Annotated in this window: 10 protein-coding genes; 7 read left to right on the forward strand and 3 right to left on the reverse strand. The window is 65.0% G+C overall.

Translation table 11 applies throughout. From position 1 onward, the window contains the following. Window positions 1–7: 7 nt before the first annotated feature. From UP09_RS12165 to UP09_RS12175, 3 genes are all read left to right on the forward strand, one after another. Window positions 8–1,666, forward strand: coding sequence for a hydantoinase B/oxoprolinase family protein (locus tag UP09_RS12165; RefSeq protein WP_044538400.1), 1,659 nt, complete (start codon window positions 8–10; stop codon window positions 1,664–1,666). 6 nt (window positions 1,667–1,672) lie between these two features. Then, entirely contained in the window at window positions 1,673–3,712 is a 2,040-nt protein-coding gene (locus UP09_RS12170; protein ID WP_044538401.1) for a hydantoinase/oxoprolinase family protein, read from the forward strand. Window positions 3,713–3,822: 110 nt separating this feature from the next. Next, complete coding sequence (locus tag UP09_RS12175; RefSeq protein ID WP_044538503.1) at window positions 3,823–5,058, forward strand: ABC transporter substrate-binding protein; 1,236 nt, start codon at window positions 3,823–3,825, stop codon at window positions 5,056–5,058. Window positions 5,059–5,190: 132 nt separating this feature from the next. Here the strand turns inward: UP09_RS12175 and UP09_RS12180 are convergent, their stop codons facing one another. Then, the gene (locus tag UP09_RS12180; protein WP_044538402.1) at window positions 5,191–6,405 is read right to left on the reverse strand and encodes a mandelate racemase/muconate lactonizing enzyme family protein; all 1,215 of its coding nucleotides are present in this window, start codon (window positions 6,403–6,405) and stop codon (window positions 5,191–5,193) included. Window positions 6,406–6,675: 270 nt separating this feature from the next. Further along, entirely contained in the window at window positions 6,676–7,917 is a 1,242-nt protein-coding gene (locus UP09_RS12185; protein WP_044538403.1) for an amidohydrolase family protein, read from the reverse strand. A 194-nt stretch (window positions 7,918–8,111) separates the two neighbouring features. On the opposite strand from UP09_RS12185, the gene UP09_RS12190 reads away from it, so the two are divergent. Continuing rightward, the gene (locus UP09_RS12190; RefSeq protein WP_044538404.1) at window positions 8,112–11,414 is read left to right on the forward strand and encodes a carboxyl transferase domain-containing protein; all 3,303 of its coding nucleotides are present in this window, start codon (window positions 8,112–8,114) and stop codon (window positions 11,412–11,414) included. 86 nt (window positions 11,415–11,500) lie between these two features. On the opposite strand, the gene UP09_RS12195 is transcribed toward UP09_RS12190, so the two are convergent. Continuing rightward, entirely contained in the window at window positions 11,501–13,138 is a 1,638-nt protein-coding gene (locus tag UP09_RS12195) for a flavin-containing monooxygenase (protein ID WP_044538405.1), read from the reverse strand. A gap of 389 nt (window positions 13,139–13,527) precedes the next feature. Here UP09_RS12195 and UP09_RS12200 point away from each other — a divergent pair, with 389 nt between their 5' ends. From UP09_RS12200 to UP09_RS12210, 3 genes are all read left to right on the forward strand, one after another. Then, window positions 13,528–15,093 (forward strand): tyrosinase family protein, encoded by a 1,566-nt coding sequence (locus tag UP09_RS12200; protein ID WP_044538406.1) that lies wholly within the window; start codon window positions 13,528–13,530, stop codon window positions 15,091–15,093. Window positions 15,094–15,100: 7 nt separating this feature from the next. Continuing rightward, window positions 15,101–15,499: a hypothetical protein gene (locus UP09_RS36315; protein ID WP_052833070.1), complete on the forward strand. Its 399-nt coding sequence runs from the start codon at window positions 15,101–15,103 to the stop codon at window positions 15,497–15,499. Between the two features lie 222 nt (window positions 15,500–15,721). Beyond that, window positions 15,722–17,323 (forward strand): GMC family oxidoreductase, encoded by a 1,602-nt coding sequence (locus UP09_RS12210; RefSeq protein WP_044538408.1) that lies wholly within the window; start codon window positions 15,722–15,724, stop codon window positions 17,321–17,323. The last annotated feature ends 5 nt before the right edge of the window (window positions 17,324–17,328 follow it).

The raw sequence follows: 17,328 nt of genomic DNA on the forward strand, positions 1-17,328 counted from the left end.
GGCAAAGATGTCCGCCAAGATCGATCCGATCACCCGCTCCGTCGTCCAGCACCGCCTCTCGTCGATCGTGAAGGAAATGGGCGAAGCCATGCTTCGCACCTCCTATTCGCAGATCCTCAATTCCAGCCGCGATTTCTCGCTTGGTATCTGCGATACACGCGGGCGGCTGATCGCGCAGGCCGATCACATCCCGGTCCATGTCGGCGCGCTGCCGTGGGCGACGCTGGCGGTCGAGGAGCGTTTCAAGGACGTCGCGCCCGGCGACGTCATCCTGCTCAACGATCCCTACGAAGGCGGCGGCAGCCATCTGCCTGATCTGACCGCCTTCGTGCCGGTTTTCGCCGGGGGCAAGCGGCTGCTCTGGACCATCGTGCGCGCGCATCAGAGCGACATCGGCGGCGCCACCCATGGCGCCTACAATCCCGCCGCCACGGAAATCTACCAGGAAGGCATCCGCATTCCGCCGATCAAACTCTACGAGGCCGGCAAGCCGCGGGAGGACCTGCTCGACCTGCTGGCGTTGAACATCCGCAACCCCCGCGAATTCCGCGGCGACCTCGCGGCGATGCTGGGCGCCGCTCATCTCGGTGAGAAGAGGGTGTCAAAGCTGTTCAGCGAATTTGGTGCGGACACGGTGGAAGCCGCGATCGAGGCCATTCTTGACGCCACCGAGCAGCAGACCCGCGCCGTGGTCTCGACCTGGAAGGACGGCGTGTTCTACGGCGAGGCCTTGCTCGATGACGACGGCCACGGCCGTACCGACATCAAGATCGCGGCCAAGGTCACGAAGAAGGGCAGCGACATCGAGGTCGATCTCACCGGCTCCGATCCGCAGTCGACCAGCTTTGTCAATTCGTCGCACGCCAACATGCAGGCCGCGGTCGCGATGGCCTTTGCCTATCTGATCGACGCCGATATCCCCAAGAACACCGGCGCGCTGCGGCCGCTGAAGGTGGTGGCGAAACAAGGCACCATCGTCTGGGCCGATCCGGGTCGTCCCGTCACGCTGTGCACCAGCCATCCCTCGAACGAGATCGTCGAAGCCATCATCAAGGCGATGTCGACGTCGTGTCCGGATCGCGTGATGGGCGGATGGGGCCGGCGATTCCGTATTGCGATCCAGGGCGAGGACCCGCGCAACGGGCGCAGCTTCATCTGGCACATGTTCCAGGCGCGGCCCGGCGGCGGCGCCTCGCCCGGCGGTGACGGCTATTCGTCGATCGGCGAGTGGCACTCGGTCGGCGGCTTGAAGTTCGGCAGCATCGAGGTCGCCGAGGTGCGCTTTCCCTTGTATTTCCGCCAACACGAATTTCGGCCGGATTCCGGTGGCGACGGCCAGCATCGCGGCGGCCTCGGCGTCGCGCTCGACATGGTGCTGGAGATCGCGAAGCCCGCGAAGGGCAACACCGCCGGCGACGGCGCGCGTCATGGCCCCTGCGGCATGCTCGGCGGCGAAGATGGCGAGCCGCATCACTATCGCCTGCTCTCGGATGGCCGCGAGCCGCGCGTGCTGAAGACCAAGGAGGTCAGCATCGAGCTTCGCCCCGGCGATTGCCTCGAAATCCGCTCCTCCGGCGGCGGTGGTTGGGGACCGCCGGAAAAACGATCGGCGGCCGCGCGGGCGCGCGACACAGCCCAGGGTCTGATTTCGAAAGCGGCGGTGTAAGGCAACATGTTCACGATTGGAGTCGACGTCGGTGGCACCTACACCGACCTGGTTGCGTCTGACAAAACCGGGCGTACTGTTTTCGCAAAATCGCCATCCACGCCGGCCGATCAGTCGATTGGCGTGATGGCCGGGCTGGACGAACTGGCGCGCCGCCTCGGCGTGACGCGTGCTGCGATGCTCGCCGAAACCGATCGCCTGGTGCACGGCACGACGGTCGCGACCAATGCGCTTCTGGAGCGCAAGGGCGCCAAGGTCGCGCTCTTGACCACCGAAGGCCATCGCGACGTCGTCGAGATGCGCGAAGGTTTGAAGCCCGATCGCTATGACCTGCGCACGCCGCCGCCCGAGCCGCTGGTGCCGCGCGAGCGCCGTTTTGGCGTACGCGAACGGCTGAAGGCCGACGGCAGCGCGGCTGTCACGCTCGATGCCGCCGCGCTCGGCGATGTCATCGCTGAGGTGGAGCAGTCCGGCGCGACCTCGGTCGCGGTCTGCTTCCTGCATGCCTATCTTAATCCCGTGCATGAGCTCGCTGCGGCCGAGCGCCTCGCAAAGGAGCTTCCCGACGTTAGCGTGTCACGCTCGAGCGACGTGCTGCCGCAGATCAAGGAATATGAGCGCGTTTCGACCACGATCGTGAACGCCTATGTTCAGCCTACGGTGCAGCGCTATCTCACCAATCTCGAACAGCGCCTGCATGAAGCCGGATTCAAGGGCTCGCTGTTCGTCGTGCTGTCGCATGGCGGCATGGCGCCGGTGGAGGAAGCCTCACGGCTCGCCGCGGGCACGGTGCTGTCGGGGCCGGCCGGCGGCATCTCCGGCAGCCGTCGCTGCGCCGAGATGCTCGGCATTCCCGATCTGGTGCCGTTCGACATGGGCGGCACCTCGACCGATATCTCGCTGATTGCAGATGGCCAGGCCTCGCTGTCCGCCGACGGCATGCTCGCTGGCCAGCGCATCGCGCTGCGCAGCCTCGACATCGCCAGCATCGCGGCCGGCGGCGGCTCGATCGCGAGCGTCGATGCGGGCGGCACGCTGCGGGTGGGGCCGGAGAGCGCTGGCTCGGTGCCGGGTCCGGCGTGTTACGGCAATGGCGGCACAGCCGCCGCCGTCACCGACGCCAATGTGGTGCTCGGCTATCTCGATGCCGCAGCCTTCATGGGCGGCGCGCGGCCGCTCGATCGCGCGGCGTCCGAGGCTGCGGTCGACCGCATCGCGGCTGCGCTCGATTTGTCGCGACTCGAAGCCGCCGCCGGCATCTACAAGATGATCAATCTGAAGATGGCCGACGGCATCCGCCTGATGACGCTACGCCGTGGTGTCGATCCTCGAAGATTCGCGCTGCTGAGTTTTGGCGGCGCGGCCGGAATGCACGCCGCCGAAGTGGCGCGCGAGCTCGAGATCAAGCGCATCATCGTGCCGACAGTCGCCTCGGTGCTTTCGGCCTGGGGCATGCTGACCAGCGACCTCCGCTACGAGGTCAGCCGCACCCGTTATGGCGCGGGCAAGATTTCCGCCGACGAGGTGCGTGCATTGTTCGCCGGGCTGGAAAAGCAGGCAGTCGGCCGGTTGCGTACCTGGTTCAAGGGCGAGATCGCAACCGAGCGCTCTGCCGAGATGCGCTATGGCGAGCAGGTGTTCGAGATCGACGTGCCGCTCGGCGACCTCGATCTTGGCGCCGCCGATCTGGTCGCGCAGATCGAGGATCGTTTCCACCACCGTCACGAGGAGCTCTACACCTACGCCTCGCGCGGGCAGGAGGTGGTGTTCGTCAACGCCCGCGTCGCCGCGGTGGGCAAGGTCGCGCAGCGCGCGAGCGATGCTGCGGCTGTGTCGTCGACCGCGGATTGCACGCCGCGCGGCAAGCGGCAGGCCTGGCTCAGTGCCTGGCGCGAGGTTCCCGTCTATGCGCTCGACGATCTCAAGCCCGGCCAGTCGCTCGCCGGTCCCGCCATCATTGAGGCCGAGACCACGACCGTGCTGGTCGACACCGGCGACCGCGTTGCGGTCAACCCGCTGGGCTGGCTCGACATAACATTGCGCTGAGGCGGCGTCCTGCCATCAACATTTCATTTTCCGGGCGTTGCGTTGGGCGATAAGGTCGGGGCGCTCGGGAGGGAGCGTTGGCCATGTTGCCAACGTTTATGGCGATGTTGATGCAAACAAGAACACAAAGCGCGCTTTCGATATCCCTTCTCCTCGCGGCGCTGTTTGCCGTCACGCCGTCGCGCGCGCAGCAGGCGCCGGGCGCGACTGCCGACACCGACATCCGCATCGGCAACATCATGCCCTTCACGGGCCCGCTTGCGGCGTTCGCCACCATCGGCCGGGCGGAACTGGCCTATTTCGACATGATCAACGCGCGCGGCGGCATCAACGGGCGCAAGATCAGATTCATCTCGGTCGATGACAGCTCCAATCCGAAGACCGCGCTGGAACAAACCCGCGATCTCGTCGAGAAGCAGAACGTGCTGCTGATGTTCGGTTCGTTCGGCACGCCGGACAATCTGGCGACCCGGACGTACCTCAACGAGAAGAAGGTTCCACAGCTCTTCGTCGCGTCGGGCGACGAAGAGTGGGCGCATCCGAAGGCCTATCCCTGGACCATGGGCTGGCAGCCGACCTTCCGCGCCGAGGGGCGAATCTATGCCAATTACATCCAGACCGCCTACGCCGACCGCAAGATCGCCGTGCTCTGGCAGAACGACCAGTTCGGCCGCGATCTGTTCCGCGGATTGCAGGAGGGGCTCGGCGCCACCGCCGGGATGATCGTCGCGGATCTCGCCTTCGATGCCTCGGAGACCGCGATCCAGAACCAGCTCGGCATCCTGAAGGACTCCGGCGCCGAGATCCTGGTGTTCGATGGCGCGCCGGCGATTGCCGCGCGCGCGATCCGCAGCGCTGTCGAGCTCGACTGGCACCCGGTGTTCATCCTCGACAACGCGTCGGCCTCGATCGCCAGCGCCTTGCAGCCGGCGGGTCTGCAGAATTCGCTCGGCGTGATCTCGACCTCGTTCCTGAAGGACGCCGGTGACGCCTCGTGGAAGGACGATCCGCATATCAAGGCGTGGTCCGACTTCATGGACAAATATTTCCCTGACGGCGACAAGGCCGACAACTATGCCATGTTCGGCTACGCTGCGGCCGACACGCTGCTCCAGGTCCTGCGCCAGTGCGGCGACGACCTGTCGCGCGACAACATCATGCGGCAGGCGGCCTCGCTGAAGAACTACCAGAGCCCGATTGCGCTGCCCGGGATCGTCATCAACACCGGGCCAAAGGATTTCCGCCCGATCAAGCAGATGCGGCTGGTGCAGTTCGACGGCACCGCCTGGCAGCCGATCGGCGACGTGGTGGACACGGCGTTCACGACGGTCAGGGATGACAATTAGTGCCCGTCGTCCCGGCGAAGGCCGGGACCCATAACCACCGTTGCCCGCTGTGAACGCAACTGCGGCCCCAGCGCCGTGCAACAACTCGCAGTTGGGGTAATGGGTCTCGGCCTTCGCCGGGACGACGTGGCGCTACTTCTTCAACCCATAATTCAACAGCCCGCCCTTGTTCTTCGGCGGATGCGCGCGCAGGCCCTCTTCGTTGGGCTCGGTGCCCCAGCCCGGACGATCGGGAATCACGAGATGGCCGTCGACATACTCAGGCAGATGGGTGAACAGCTCGTGGTCCCACGCCAGGCGATCGATGTCGGTCTCCATGATCCGCAGATTCGGCACCGCCGCGCAGAAATGTGCGTTCATCATGGTGCAGAGGTGGCCGTAGAAATTATGCGGCGCGACGTTGACCTCGAAATGCTCGGCGGCACTGGCGATTTTCATCGACTGCCACACCCCGTTCCACGGCGTATCGATGATCGCGACGTCCATCGCCTGCTCGGCAAAGTAAGGCAGGAATTCGCGCAGGCCCAACAGCGTCTCGCAGGATGAGATCGGGTGCGGGCTCTGGCGGCGGATATAGCCGAGCGCCTGCGGGTTAAACGTATCGATCTCGACCCAGAACATGTCCATGTCAGCGATGGCGCGCAGGATCTTCAGATAGCCTTCGGTCTTGGCGTTGAAATTGAGGTCGAGCAGCAGATCGACATCCGGGCCCGCGCCGTCGCGGATCGCCTCCAGGTGCATGCAGAGATTGCGCAGCACAGTGCGGTCGACGTTGATTTCCGGCTCGAACGGTGCGCCGAAGCCGGGGCGCCAACCTGTCGGCTTGCCGTCGGTGTAGACGAAGATGTTGGTCTTCATCGCGGAGAATTTCTTCTCCCGGACCTCGCGGCCGATCGCCTTGACGCCGTCGAGATCTGATATCGCAGGCTTGTACCAGTCGGGATGATTGATGCGCCAGGTCGCACAATGCGACCAGTACACGCGAACGCGGTCGCGGATCTTGCCGCCGAGCAGCTCGTAGCAGGGCACGCCCAGCGCCTTGGCCTTGACGTCGAGCAGCGCGTTCTCGATTGCCCCTAACGCCAGCGCGACCACGCCGCCGGCGGCGGGACGGGTCGCGGCAAACAGTTCGGCATAGATCCGCTCATGCTGGAATGCATTCTTGCCGACCACCCGCGCCGACAGCCGCTCGATTGCCGCGGTGAGGCCAGGCGCGCCAAAGCCCTCGTCGTACTCGCTCCAGCCGACCAGGCCGTCCTCGGTCGTCACCTTGACGAAGTGATAGTTCCGCCAGCCGGCATCGCAGGCGAGCGTCTCGACGCTTCTGACAGTGGTGGCCTTGGTCATGGTTTCCTGCCCGGGCTGTTGTTGGTGTTGAGGAATAACAACAACGGATCGGCAGGTGCGTCAATCCGCGCAGCAGATTCAGTGTCGTCCCTGCGAAAGCAGGGACCCATAACCACCGAAGTTCATAGTTGCGCACCACTGGGACAACGAGTCTCTTTCATAACACCCGCCGCGGAGTATGGGTCCCTGCTTTCGCAGGGACGACATCGAGTATGTTGCGTCATCGAGAGTCATACATTCACAGTCTCCCAGGGTGACGGGGAGGAAGTGTTAGCCCTGCGGCCTAAACAGCGTCGGCCGCTGCCGTTCGAACACCTTCCGCCCGTGCTTGAAGCCCATCAATACGTCGGGCAATTCGGCGATCGCGTTTGGTCCGCTGTCGGTGTCGAGCACGACGATATCGGCGGGATGGCCGACGGCGATGCCGTAGTCTTTCAGGTTCATCAGCCGCGCCGGCAGATCGGTGACGAGATCGAGGCAGGCGTCGAAGTCGCTGATGCCGGCATGGGCGACGTTGGCATAGAGATTTGCCATCCGCAGCAATGACGCATCGCCGAACGGCGTGAACGGGTTTTGCACATTGTTGGTCGCGACCGAGCACAACACGCCGTCGGCGACGAGCCGGTGCGCGACCGTCATGCCGCGCGGGGCGTTGTGGGTCGCGTCGCGCCCCATCAGATAGAGGTCGGTCGCGGGCAGCACAGTGACCGCGACGCCGGCTTTTGCCAACCGCGCAGTCGCCGCCTTGAGCTGCTCAGGCGGCAGCGCGGAGAGCTTTGTTGCATGCCCGATCGCGACGCGGCCGTGATAGTTGCGCCGCTCGGTCTGCCGGCAAACCTCCTCCATGTGCGACCAGGAGGGATCGAGGTCGAAATCGAGATGGAGGTCGACGTCGATGTCGAATTGCTGCGCGAGATCGAAGATGCGCGCGATGTGTGCGGTCGGGTCAGTGTCCACATAAGGACAGCCGCCGATCGCCGCGGCGCCGTCACGCAGTGCCGCGACAAGCAATTCGTCGGCGCCGGGATCGTTGGTCAGGCCCTCCTGCGGGAAGACACACAGCGAGAGATCGAGCGCCCAGGCGTAATCGCGCTTCAGCGCTTTCACCGCCTCGAAGCCGCGCAGGCCGATCCGGGGGTCGATCTCGACATGGGTGCGCATCCGCGTGGTGCCTGAGGTGATCGCGCGCTCGATCACTTTTGAGCCGCGCGCATGGACGTCTTCCACCGTGAAATCACGCTTCATCGCGGCCACCGCGCGGATCGCCTCACCGAGACTGGCGTGGCCGTGGCCGCAGCGGCCGAGCAGGCAGGCCTTGTCGAGATGGATGTGGCTATCGACGAAGCCCGGCAGCGCCAGCCTGCCGCCGAGATCGATCTCGATCGCCTCGCAGGCAAGGCGTGGACCGATCGCGGCGATCTTTCCATCGGCGACGCCGATATCGACCGCAGCGGCCGAGGCGCGCGTCACGGCGTTGCGGAAGACCAGGTCGAAGGCAGGTTTCGCTATCATGGAATCGGGCTGATATCGGGACCGTGGCAGCCTAGCGGAAGGGCAGGGGTTGGGCAGCACCAGATTGTGTGCAGCGCGCCTGCGCTTAAGTCCAGTCATCCTCTCACGTATTCCGTCCAGCGGAAGAAAATTCCACTTGCATGATTCGGGCGAGGTGAACAGATCAGTCTCCCGAGAGTTCAACGGAACCATTCATGTCCTTCAAGAAATTGCTGATCGCCAACCGCGGCGAGATCGCCATCCGCATCGCGCGCGCCGCGGGCGAGAGCGGAATTGCTACTGTCGCGATCTATCCTGCCGACGATGCAGCCTCGCTGCATGTCCGTGCCGCCGACGAGAGACGCGAAATCCCCGGCCGTGGCGCGCGGGCCTATCTCGATATCGAGGCGGTCATCGCGGCGGCGAAAGCCGCGGGCTGCGACGCGCTGCATCCGGGCTATGGCTTTCTCAGCGAGAACGCGCAGCTTGCGCGGCGTTGCGCGGAGGAACAGATCACCTTCGTCGGCCCGTCACCGGAAGCGCTCGACCTGTTCGGCGACAAGGCCAAGGCGAAGGCACTGGCGAAGACATGCGGCGTGCCGATTATTGCCGGCACCGGCAGTGCAACCAGCCTCGACGAAGCCAGGGCGTTCTTCGCCTCGCTCGGCACTGATACGGCCGTGATGATCAAGGCGATCGCCGGCGGCGGCGGTCGCGGCATGCGCGTGGTCGACGACGCGGCCAAGCTCGAGGAGGCCTATGCGCGCTGCCAGTCCGAGGCCAAGGCCGCGTTCGGCAGTGACGGCGTCTATGTCGAGCGGCTGATCCGCAAGGCCCGCCACATCGAGGTGCAAATCATCGGCGACCGCCATGGCGCGATCAGCCATCTCTGGGAGCGCGAATGCACGATCCAGCGCCGCAACCAGAAGCTCATCGAGGTCGCGCCGAGCCCGTCGCTAAGCGATGACTTGCGGTCGCGCATCATCGAGGCGGCGAAGCGGCTTGCCACAGCGGCGGGCTACGACAGTCTCGGCACCTTCGAATTCCTTATCGATGACGACGCGACGTCGGATGAAGGCGCCTTCGCCTTCATCGAAGCCAATCCGCGGCTTCAGGTCGAGCACACCGTCACCGAGGAGGTGCTCGGCGTCGATCTGGTGCGATCGCAGCTCGCCGTCGCGGCCGGCGCGACGCTGGCCTCACTCGGGTTGGCGCAGTCGGCGATCCCGGCGCCGCGCGGTTGCGCCATGCAACTCCGCGTCAACATGGAGGTGATGGACGCCAAGGGCGTCACCAAACCGACCGGCGGCACGCTCGCCGTGTTTGACCTGCCGTCGGGCCCCGGCGTCCGCGTCGATACCTTCGGCTATTCAGGCTACCGGACCAGCGCGGCGTTCGACTCGCTGCTGGCAAAGGTGATCGTGCATTCGCCGAGCCAAAAATGGTCCGATGTGGTGCACAAGGCGGCGCGGGCCTTGCGCGAATTCCGGATCGGCGGCGTCGCCACCAACATCCCGTTGCTCGGCGCCGTGCTGGCGCATCGCGAATTCCTCAGGAACCACATCAGCACCAGCTTCATCGATACCCACGTCGCGGCACTGGTCGGCGCGGCCAAGGATCTCGCCGAGCCATGGGTCGAGGTGAACCAGGCGGTCGTCGCCAAACCTGTGGTTGCCGAAGCCGCGCCGGAGGGGTCGGTCCCGGTGCCCGCGCCGTTGCAGGGCACCGTCGTCGCGATCGAGGTCGCGGAGGGCGATCTGGTGCGTCAGGGACAGCAGATCGCGGTGCTGGAATCGATGAAGATGGAGCATCTCGTCACCGCGCCGCATGGCGGCCGGGTGACGAAGATCGCGGGCGGCCCCGGTATCACGCTGATGCACGGCGAGCCGATCCTGTTCCTCGAACCCGCCGAGGTCGACGGCCACCACACCGAGGAAGAAGCTGATATCGATCTCGATCACATCCGTCCGGATCTGGCCGAGTTGGTCGCGCGCAAGGCGATCACGCTGGACGAGAATCGTCCGGCCTCGGTCGAGCGACGGCGCAAGACCAACCAGCGCACGGCGCGCGAAAACATCGCGCAACTGGTCGATGATGGCTCGTTCGTCGAATACGGCTCGCTCGCGATCGCCGCGCAGCGTCGCCGCCGCAAGGTCGAGGATCTCATCAAGAACACGCCGGCCGATGGCCTGATCGCCGGCGTCGCCACCGTCAACGCCGGGGATTTTGGCCCCGAAGGCGCGCGCTGCATGGTGATCTCATACGATTACACCGTGCTGGCCGGCACCCAGGGCCATATGAACCACAAGAAGATCGACCGCATGCTGGGCCTGGCCGAGCAATGGCGCATGCCGCTGGTGTTCTATGCCGAAGGTGGCGGCGGCCGTCCCGGCGATACCGACCGGCTCGGCATGACCGGCCTCGACGGACCATCCTTCGTGCAGTTCGCAAAACTCTCCGGCCTCGTGCCTGTCATCGGAATCGTGTCTGGCTATTGCTTCGCCGGCAACGCCGCGATGCTCGGCGTCTGCGACGTCATCATCGCCACCAGGAACGCGTCGATCGGCATGGGCGGACCCGCGATGATCGAGGGCGGCGGGCTCGGCGTCTATCATCCGGCCGAGGTCGGCCCTGTTACGTTCCAGTCGCCGAACGGCGTGATCGACATTTTGGTTGAGGACGAGGAGGAGGCGACGACGGTTGCGCAAAAGTATCTGTCCTACTTCCAGGGCGCGGTCGACGACTGGACAGCGCCGGACCAGCGGCTGCTGCGCCGCGCGATCCCGGAAAATCGCCTGCGGGTCTACGATATCCGCACCGTCATCGATCTCGTCGCCGACGAAGGCTCGGTGCTCGAGATCCGCCGCGATTTCGGCGTGGGCATCATCACGGCGTTCATCCGCATCGAAGGCAAGCCGTTCGGCCTGATCGCCAACAATCCAAAACATCTCGGCGGCGCGATCGATGCGCCGGCCGGCGACAAGGCCGCGCGCTTCATGCAGCTCTGTGACGCCTTCGATATCCCGTTGATCTCGCTGTGCGACACGCCCGGCTTCATGGTTGGTCCCGAAGCCGAGAAGACCGCGATCGTGCGCCACGTCGCGCGCATGTTCGTCACCGGCGCGAGCCTCACCGTGCCGCTGTTCGGCATCGTGCTGCGCAAGGGCTATGGCCTCGGCGCGCAGTCGATGATCGGCGGCGGCTTCCACGCCTCGTTCTTCACGGTGGCGTGGCCGACCGGCGAGTTCGGCGGCATGGGGCTGGAAGGCTATGTCCGCCTCGGCTTCCGCAAGGAGATGGAAGCGATCGCGGATCCGGTCGAGCGCGAAAAGTATTTCCAGACCAAGGTCGCCGAGCTCTACGCCAACGGCAAGGCGGTCTCGATCGCCTCGGTGCTCGAGATCGACGAGGTGATCGACCCCGCCGACACCCGCCACTGGATCATGGCGGGCCTCCGCTCGGTGCCGAAGCCCGAACCGCGCACGACGCGCAAGCGCCCGTGCATTGATGCGTGGTGAGTTGACGGCACAACAGACTCCGTGTCGTCCCGGCTTTCGCCGGGACGACACGGTGGATGTGGCTGGCGCTTCGCTTCAATACGGCGCTACCCCAACCTTAATTCATCATACCCCTTCGCCGCGACCTCGTCGCATTTTGCACGATACGCTGGCGCGCTGCCGCTGTAGCGGGCGACGATGCGCCTTTGCTTGCCCTCGACGTTGGTGTTGATGCCGGTCATCCAGGAGTTGACCTCGTTGGACAGCAGGCCGACGCCGAGCGCCTTGACATGATCGGTCCAGCCGGCGGTGCCCTCCGGTGTCGCGTCGAGCAAGGTCAATCCCTTTGCTTGCGCAAATCGCAGCAGGCCGGTGACCCAGTCGACGCTGTATTCGATGCTGCGCGGGATGTTGCCGAGCGCAGTGTGCGGGCCCATCAGCATCATCATGTTGGGGAAGCCGTCGACCATCAGCCCGAGATAGGTTTCGGGACCGTGCTGCCACTTCTCCTTCAAAAGCGTACCGTTGCTGCCACGAAAATCGATTCTGTCGAAACTGCCGGTGATGGCGTCGAAGCCGGTGGCGTAGATGATGATGTCGAACGGATAGTCCTTGTCGCTGGTCCTGATGCCCTCGGGTGTGATCCGCTCGATCGGCGTCTCGTTAAGGTCGACCAAACCGACATTGTCGCGGTTGTAGACCTCGTAATAGAAGGTTTCGAGCGGCAGCCGACGCGTGCCAAAGCCGTGGTTCTTCGGGATCAACATCTCGGCCACCGCCGGGTCCTTGACGCGCTGGCGGATCTTGCGCGCCACGAAATCGCTGATCGTCGCATTCGCTTCGCGGTCGATCAGGATGTCGCGGAAGTTGCCCTGCCAGATACCGAAGCCGCGCTCGCCATAAAGTTTTTCGTAGAACGCCTCGCGCTCCTCGTCGGAAACCTCGAACGCGCCGCGCGGATCAGGCGTATGGACGAAGCAGGCAAACGTTTCCTGGCAGCGGCGGAACATCTCGGGATAGCCGGCCTTGATCGCGGCCTGCGTCTCCGAGTCGATCCTGCCGTTATGCAGCGGCGCGGCCCAGTTGGCGGTGCGCTGGAATATGGTGAGGTGCTCGACTTCGCCTGCGATGGTCTGGATGGTCTGGATGCCGGTGGCGCCAGTGCCGATCACGGCGACGCGCTTGCCCGCGAAATCCACCGGTTGCTTCGGCCAGCGCGCAGTGTGGAAGGACTGGCCGCGAAAACTGTCGCGGCCCTCGATCCGCGGCAGCGTCGGCGTTGACAGCGGGCCGATCGCGGTGATCAGGAAGCGGCAGGTCGCGCGCGCACCGCTCGCAAGCGTGATTGCCCAGCTTCGCGTGTCGTCCTGATAGATCGCACTGGCGACGCGGCACTCGAACTGGATGTCACGGCGCAGATCGAACTTGTCGGCGACGTAACCACAATAGCGCAGCGTCTCCAGCTGACCGGCGAAATGCTCGGACCATTCCCATTCCTGCAACAGCTCCTTCGAGAACGAATAGCCGTAGGAGTAGCTCTCGGAATCGAAGCGCGCGCCGGGATAGCGGTTCCAGTACCAGGTGCCGCCGACGTCGGTGCCGGTCTCGAACACGCGCACGGTGAGGCCAAGTTCGCGCAGCCGGTAGAGTTGGTACATGCCCGACAGGCCGGCGCCGATGATGATGACGTCGTAATCCAGTGCGGCCGTCTCCGGCGAAATCTGTTCCTGGCGCGGCGCGGCCACCTGACATTGCTCCCCGGTCTGCTGATTGCCGACGAGGCTAGCCGGTCTCACCGCTGCCGACAAACGTCGGAAAGCGGAGCTGGTATCGGGATTTGCGGGTGCGTCAGCGCATCAGTGGCATTCCAGGCGACGACCACGCGCGTTTCGCTCCGTGCGCAGATGTCGCGCCCTGCGCTTGCTTGCCCGATATCCCGCAAGGGTGTATCATCGCCATGTTATCAACTTATGATATTTTCGATCGGTTTTCAGCGCCGACACTTCGAGACGTGACATCTGCCGGAACCGGCAGGGCGCCGGGCTTAGCAAACGGGGGCAGATGAAATTGGACGGGCGCTCCGCGGGGGGAGCGCTCACGCGTGATTTTTGGGTGATTGCAACAGGAGCATTCCATGACGCTGACAGATGTTTCATCCCTCACGCGCCGCCGTCTGCTTGGCGCCGGTGCGGCACTCGCCGCCACCGTGGCGCTGCCATCGGGCGCGCAGGCACAGGCCGCACGGTTCCGCCGCTGGGAGCTCACCGATCCGGCGATGCCGCCACGGGTGCTTGACAGCTACAAGGCCGGCATCGGCAAGATGCTGGCGCTGCCGCCGACCGATCCGCGCAACTGGTATCGCAACGCGATGGTGCACCTGTTCGATTGCCCGCACGGCAATTGGTGGTTTCTGGGCTGGCATCGTGCCTATCTCGGCTGGCTCGAGACGACGTTGCGCGATCTCAGCGGCGATCCCGATTTCGCGCTGCCCTATTGGGACTGGACCAAGACGCCGAGCGTGCCGCAGGCGATGTTCGATGGCGTGCTCGATCCGAACAACGCCGGGTTCATTCCGACCTTCGACGAGTTCAGCACCCAGTTCCAGCCGGTCGTGACCGATTTGTATGGGGCGTTCTCGCAGGACCAGCTCAGTGTCCTCAACGATCGCGGCATCGCGACCGCAGGCGATTTCATGAACTCGCTGCAGCAGGCGTTCTTCGATCAGCCCAATGCACGCGGGTTGACGGCGACCAATCCGGACCTCGATTCCGATACCAAGGTCGCGGTGTCGCTGCCGACGATCCGCCAGTCGTTACGCACGACATTGTTCGCGGGCGGCGGCGGACCCAACGATCCGGCCGGCTTCGCCAGTGCGAAGGCCTCCAATCACAGCGACGGCAGCACCAAGGGCATCCTCGAAAGCCAGCCGCATGACAACGTCCATGGCGCGATGGGCGGGGGCGGCGGCGCCTTCATGGTGCAGTTCTTTTCGCCGGTCGATCCGATCTTCTTCCTGCATCACGGCAATCTCGACCGGCTCTGGGATGTCTGGACCCGGCGGCAGACCGCGCTCGGGCGCCCGACGCTGCCCCAGGGGCCCGATCTCGACGCCTGGTCGAACGAAGAGTTCAGGTTCTTCTCCAATTCACAGAGCCAGCCGGTGACGCAGACCAAGGCCGGCAGCTACGCGTCGACAAGCGTGTTCGGTTACGATTACTCGCCGGGGTCGGGCGAGGACCAGGTCCCGGTGGCGGGGCCGGCGGTCGCGAGCACGCCGCAGGTGTTCAGCGGCGCCGTCGTATCGGAGCGAATTGGCCTGGCCAGGGCCGCTGGCGGCACCGTGCGGGTGCCGGCGTCCGCGTTGCAGGCGTCCCGTGCCGACGCCGGACCGCGGGTCGCGGAAATCACCCTCAATTTGACCCACGAGGATCTCGGCCGCCGCTTCCGCGTGCTGGTGTCGCCGACTCCAGGCGCGGCGCCGGTTGCGGCCGGTGCGATCACGATCTTCGGCCATCCGCATCATGGGCCGGTGACCTTCACCGTGCCACTGCCGAACAATCTCGCACCTGCAGGGGGCACCGGCGAGGTGCCGCTCGACATCCGCGTGGTGCCGATCGGCAATTCGGCGCGGCCAACCCTGGCCGCGGGCGCCGCGCCGACGGCGCCCCTTGTCAGCAGCATCAAGGTGAGGACAGACTAACCCCCAAATGAAACGCATTCTGTCCATCGCACTGCTGCTCGCAGGCTTGAACGGGTCGTGGGTCAACATGGTCGCGGCGCAGCCGGTGAAATCGTTCGAACTGATGGCCCCGCGCGAGCTGGCCGGCGGCGAGACGATCGAGCTGCAGATCACGACCGGCCCGCTGCCGCCGAGTGCCCGGATCGTCGTAACGACCGCGCAGGGCGAGGCGCTCGGCGCGATCGTGCCCTATGCCCTGCCGGGCCAGGACAAGGGCAGCACCGCGACCATCGCGGTGCCGCAGGCGGCTCTGGTTGACCGGCGCTTGCGGGTGCAATTGCAGGTGGTCGAGCAAGGCAAGCCGCCGCGTGCGCCTGATACCGACGAGGTCCGCCGCGTCAACCTGGTGCTCTCGCCCAAGCCATGACTGCGGTGCAATGCGACCTGTGCTTTGCGGTCATAGGCCCTCCCCAAAGGCTCTATTCCAATTTCATCCGCGGTATACGAAGCTTGCCGGTGAGAATCGTCAGTTGAGCTTGTGTTTGTCATTCCGGGGCGATGCGAAGCATCGAACCCGGAATCTCGAGATTCCGGGTCTGGTCCTTCGGACCATCCCGGAATGACGGGGAAGAAACTCCAGGAAATAATAATGAAGAACGATCCCGTTGACGTCCTGATCATCGGCGCTGGCGCCTCCGGTGCCGCGGTGGCCTGGAGTCTCGCCGACACCAAGATGCACATCCTCTGCCTCGATCAGGGCGGCTGGATGAAGCCTTCGGAATATCCGAGCACGGGCCGCGATTGGGAGGCGAAGTTCTACGGCGAGTGGTCGTCGAGCCCGAACATCCGCAAACGGCCGGAGGACTATCCGATCAACGAAGAGAACTCGCCGATCAAGGTGGTGAATTTCAACGCCGTCGGCGGCTCGACCGTGATGTACACCGCGCATTGGCCGCGGCTACATCCGTCCGACTTCAAGGTGAGGACGCTCGACGGTGTCGCCGACGACTGGCCGATCGACTACGACGCGTTGACCCCGTTCTTCGAAGAGAACGACCGCATGATGGGCGTCTCGGGCCTGTCAGGCGACCCGCTGTCACCGCTGACACACCCGCCGATGCCGCCGCAGCCGCTCGGGTTGTCGAGCCCGATCGTGGCAAAGGCCATGAACAAGCTCGGCTGGCACTGGTGGCCGTCCGACACCACGGTCGCGACGACGGATTACGAGGGCAGGGCGCGCTGCATCAATCTCGGCCATTGCACGCCGGCCTGCGCGCAAGGCGCGAAATCATCGACCGACATCACCTATTGGCCGCACGCGATCCGCGCCGGCGTCGAGCTCAAGACGCATTGCCGGGTGCGCGAGATCCTGACCAACGAGGAGGGCATGGCCTCCGGCGTCGTCTATTACGACAAGGACGGTGTCGAGCAGTTCCAGCCGGCGGAAGTCGTCATCATCGCCTGCAACGGCGTGGGCACGCCGCGGCTGCTGCTCAACTCAGCGTCCGGAAAATTTCCGAACGGACTTGCCAATTCATCCGGGCTGGTCGGCAAGAACCTGATGTTCCACCCCTATGCGCAGATCTACGGCTATGTCGAGGAGCCGACCGATTCGAACCGGGCGCCGCCGACCTGCCTGTGGAGCAAGGAGTGGTACGACACGGACCTCTCGCGCGGCTTTGTGCGCGGCTACGGTGTCCAGTTCGTCCGCGGCGCGGGGCCGGTGTTCGAGGCCGTCTCGAGCGAGCAGAAGGGCATTTTGCCGTGGGGCGCGGATCATCACCGCGTGTTCCGCAAGCTCAATGGTCACAGGCTCGGATTTTCCGCGATCTGCGAGGATCTGCCGGAGGAGCACAACCGCGTGACGCTCGATTCCGTCCTGAAGGACAGTCACGGCATTCCCGCGCCGAAGATCGACTACACGATCAGCGAGAACAGCCGGAAGATGATGGAGCACGGCCTGGCACGCGGGCGCGAGGTTCTCGAGGCCGCCGGCGCGACCGACATCTGCATCAATGCGCCGATCCCCTGGGGCGGCTGGCATCTGCTCGGCACCGCGCGCATGGGCACCGATCCCGAGCGCTCCGTGGTCAACGAATGGGGCCGCTCGCACGACGTGAAGAACCTCTTCATCGTCGACGGCAGCATCTTCGTCACCTCGGGCGGCGTCAACCCGACCTCAACCATCCAGGCCCTTGCGCTCTACATCGCCGACCAGATGAAGCAGCGCCTCGCCAATTTGTTCGATTGAGACCG

The organism is Bradyrhizobium sp. LTSP885 (assembly GCF_000938305.1).
Classification (GTDB): domain Bacteria; phylum Pseudomonadota; class Alphaproteobacteria; order Rhizobiales; family Xanthobacteraceae; genus Bradyrhizobium.

What these genes read in the sequence shown, in the direction of transcription:
- UP09_RS12165 (WP_044538400.1), top strand. Translation starts at nt 8, where the DNA reads ATGTCCGCCAAGATCGATCCGATCACCCGCTCCGTCGTCCAGCACCGC.
- UP09_RS12170 (WP_044538401.1), top strand. Translation starts at nt 1,673, where the DNA reads ATGTTCACGATTGGAGTCGACGTCGGTGGCACCTACACCGACCTGGTT.
- UP09_RS12175 (WP_044538503.1), top strand. Translation starts at nt 3,823, where the DNA reads ATGCAAACAAGAACACAAAGCGCGCTTTCGATATCCCTTCTCCTCGCG.
- UP09_RS12180 (WP_044538402.1), bottom strand. Translation starts at nt 6,405, where the DNA reads ATGACCAAGGCCACCACTGTCAGAAGCGTCGAGACGCTCGCCTGCGAT.
- UP09_RS12185 (WP_044538403.1), bottom strand. Translation starts at nt 7,917, where the DNA reads ATGATAGCGAAACCTGCCTTCGACCTGGTCTTCCGCAACGCCGTGACG.
- UP09_RS12190 (WP_044538404.1), top strand. Translation starts at nt 8,112, where the DNA reads ATGTCCTTCAAGAAATTGCTGATCGCCAACCGCGGCGAGATCGCCATC.
- UP09_RS12200 (WP_044538406.1), top strand. Translation starts at nt 13,528, where the DNA reads ATGACGCTGACAGATGTTTCATCCCTCACGCGCCGCCGTCTGCTTGGC.
- UP09_RS36315 (WP_052833070.1), top strand. Translation starts at nt 15,101, where the DNA reads ATGAAACGCATTCTGTCCATCGCACTGCTGCTCGCAGGCTTGAACGGG.
- UP09_RS12210 (WP_044538408.1), top strand. Translation starts at nt 15,722, where the DNA reads ATGAAGAACGATCCCGTTGACGTCCTGATCATCGGCGCTGGCGCCTCC.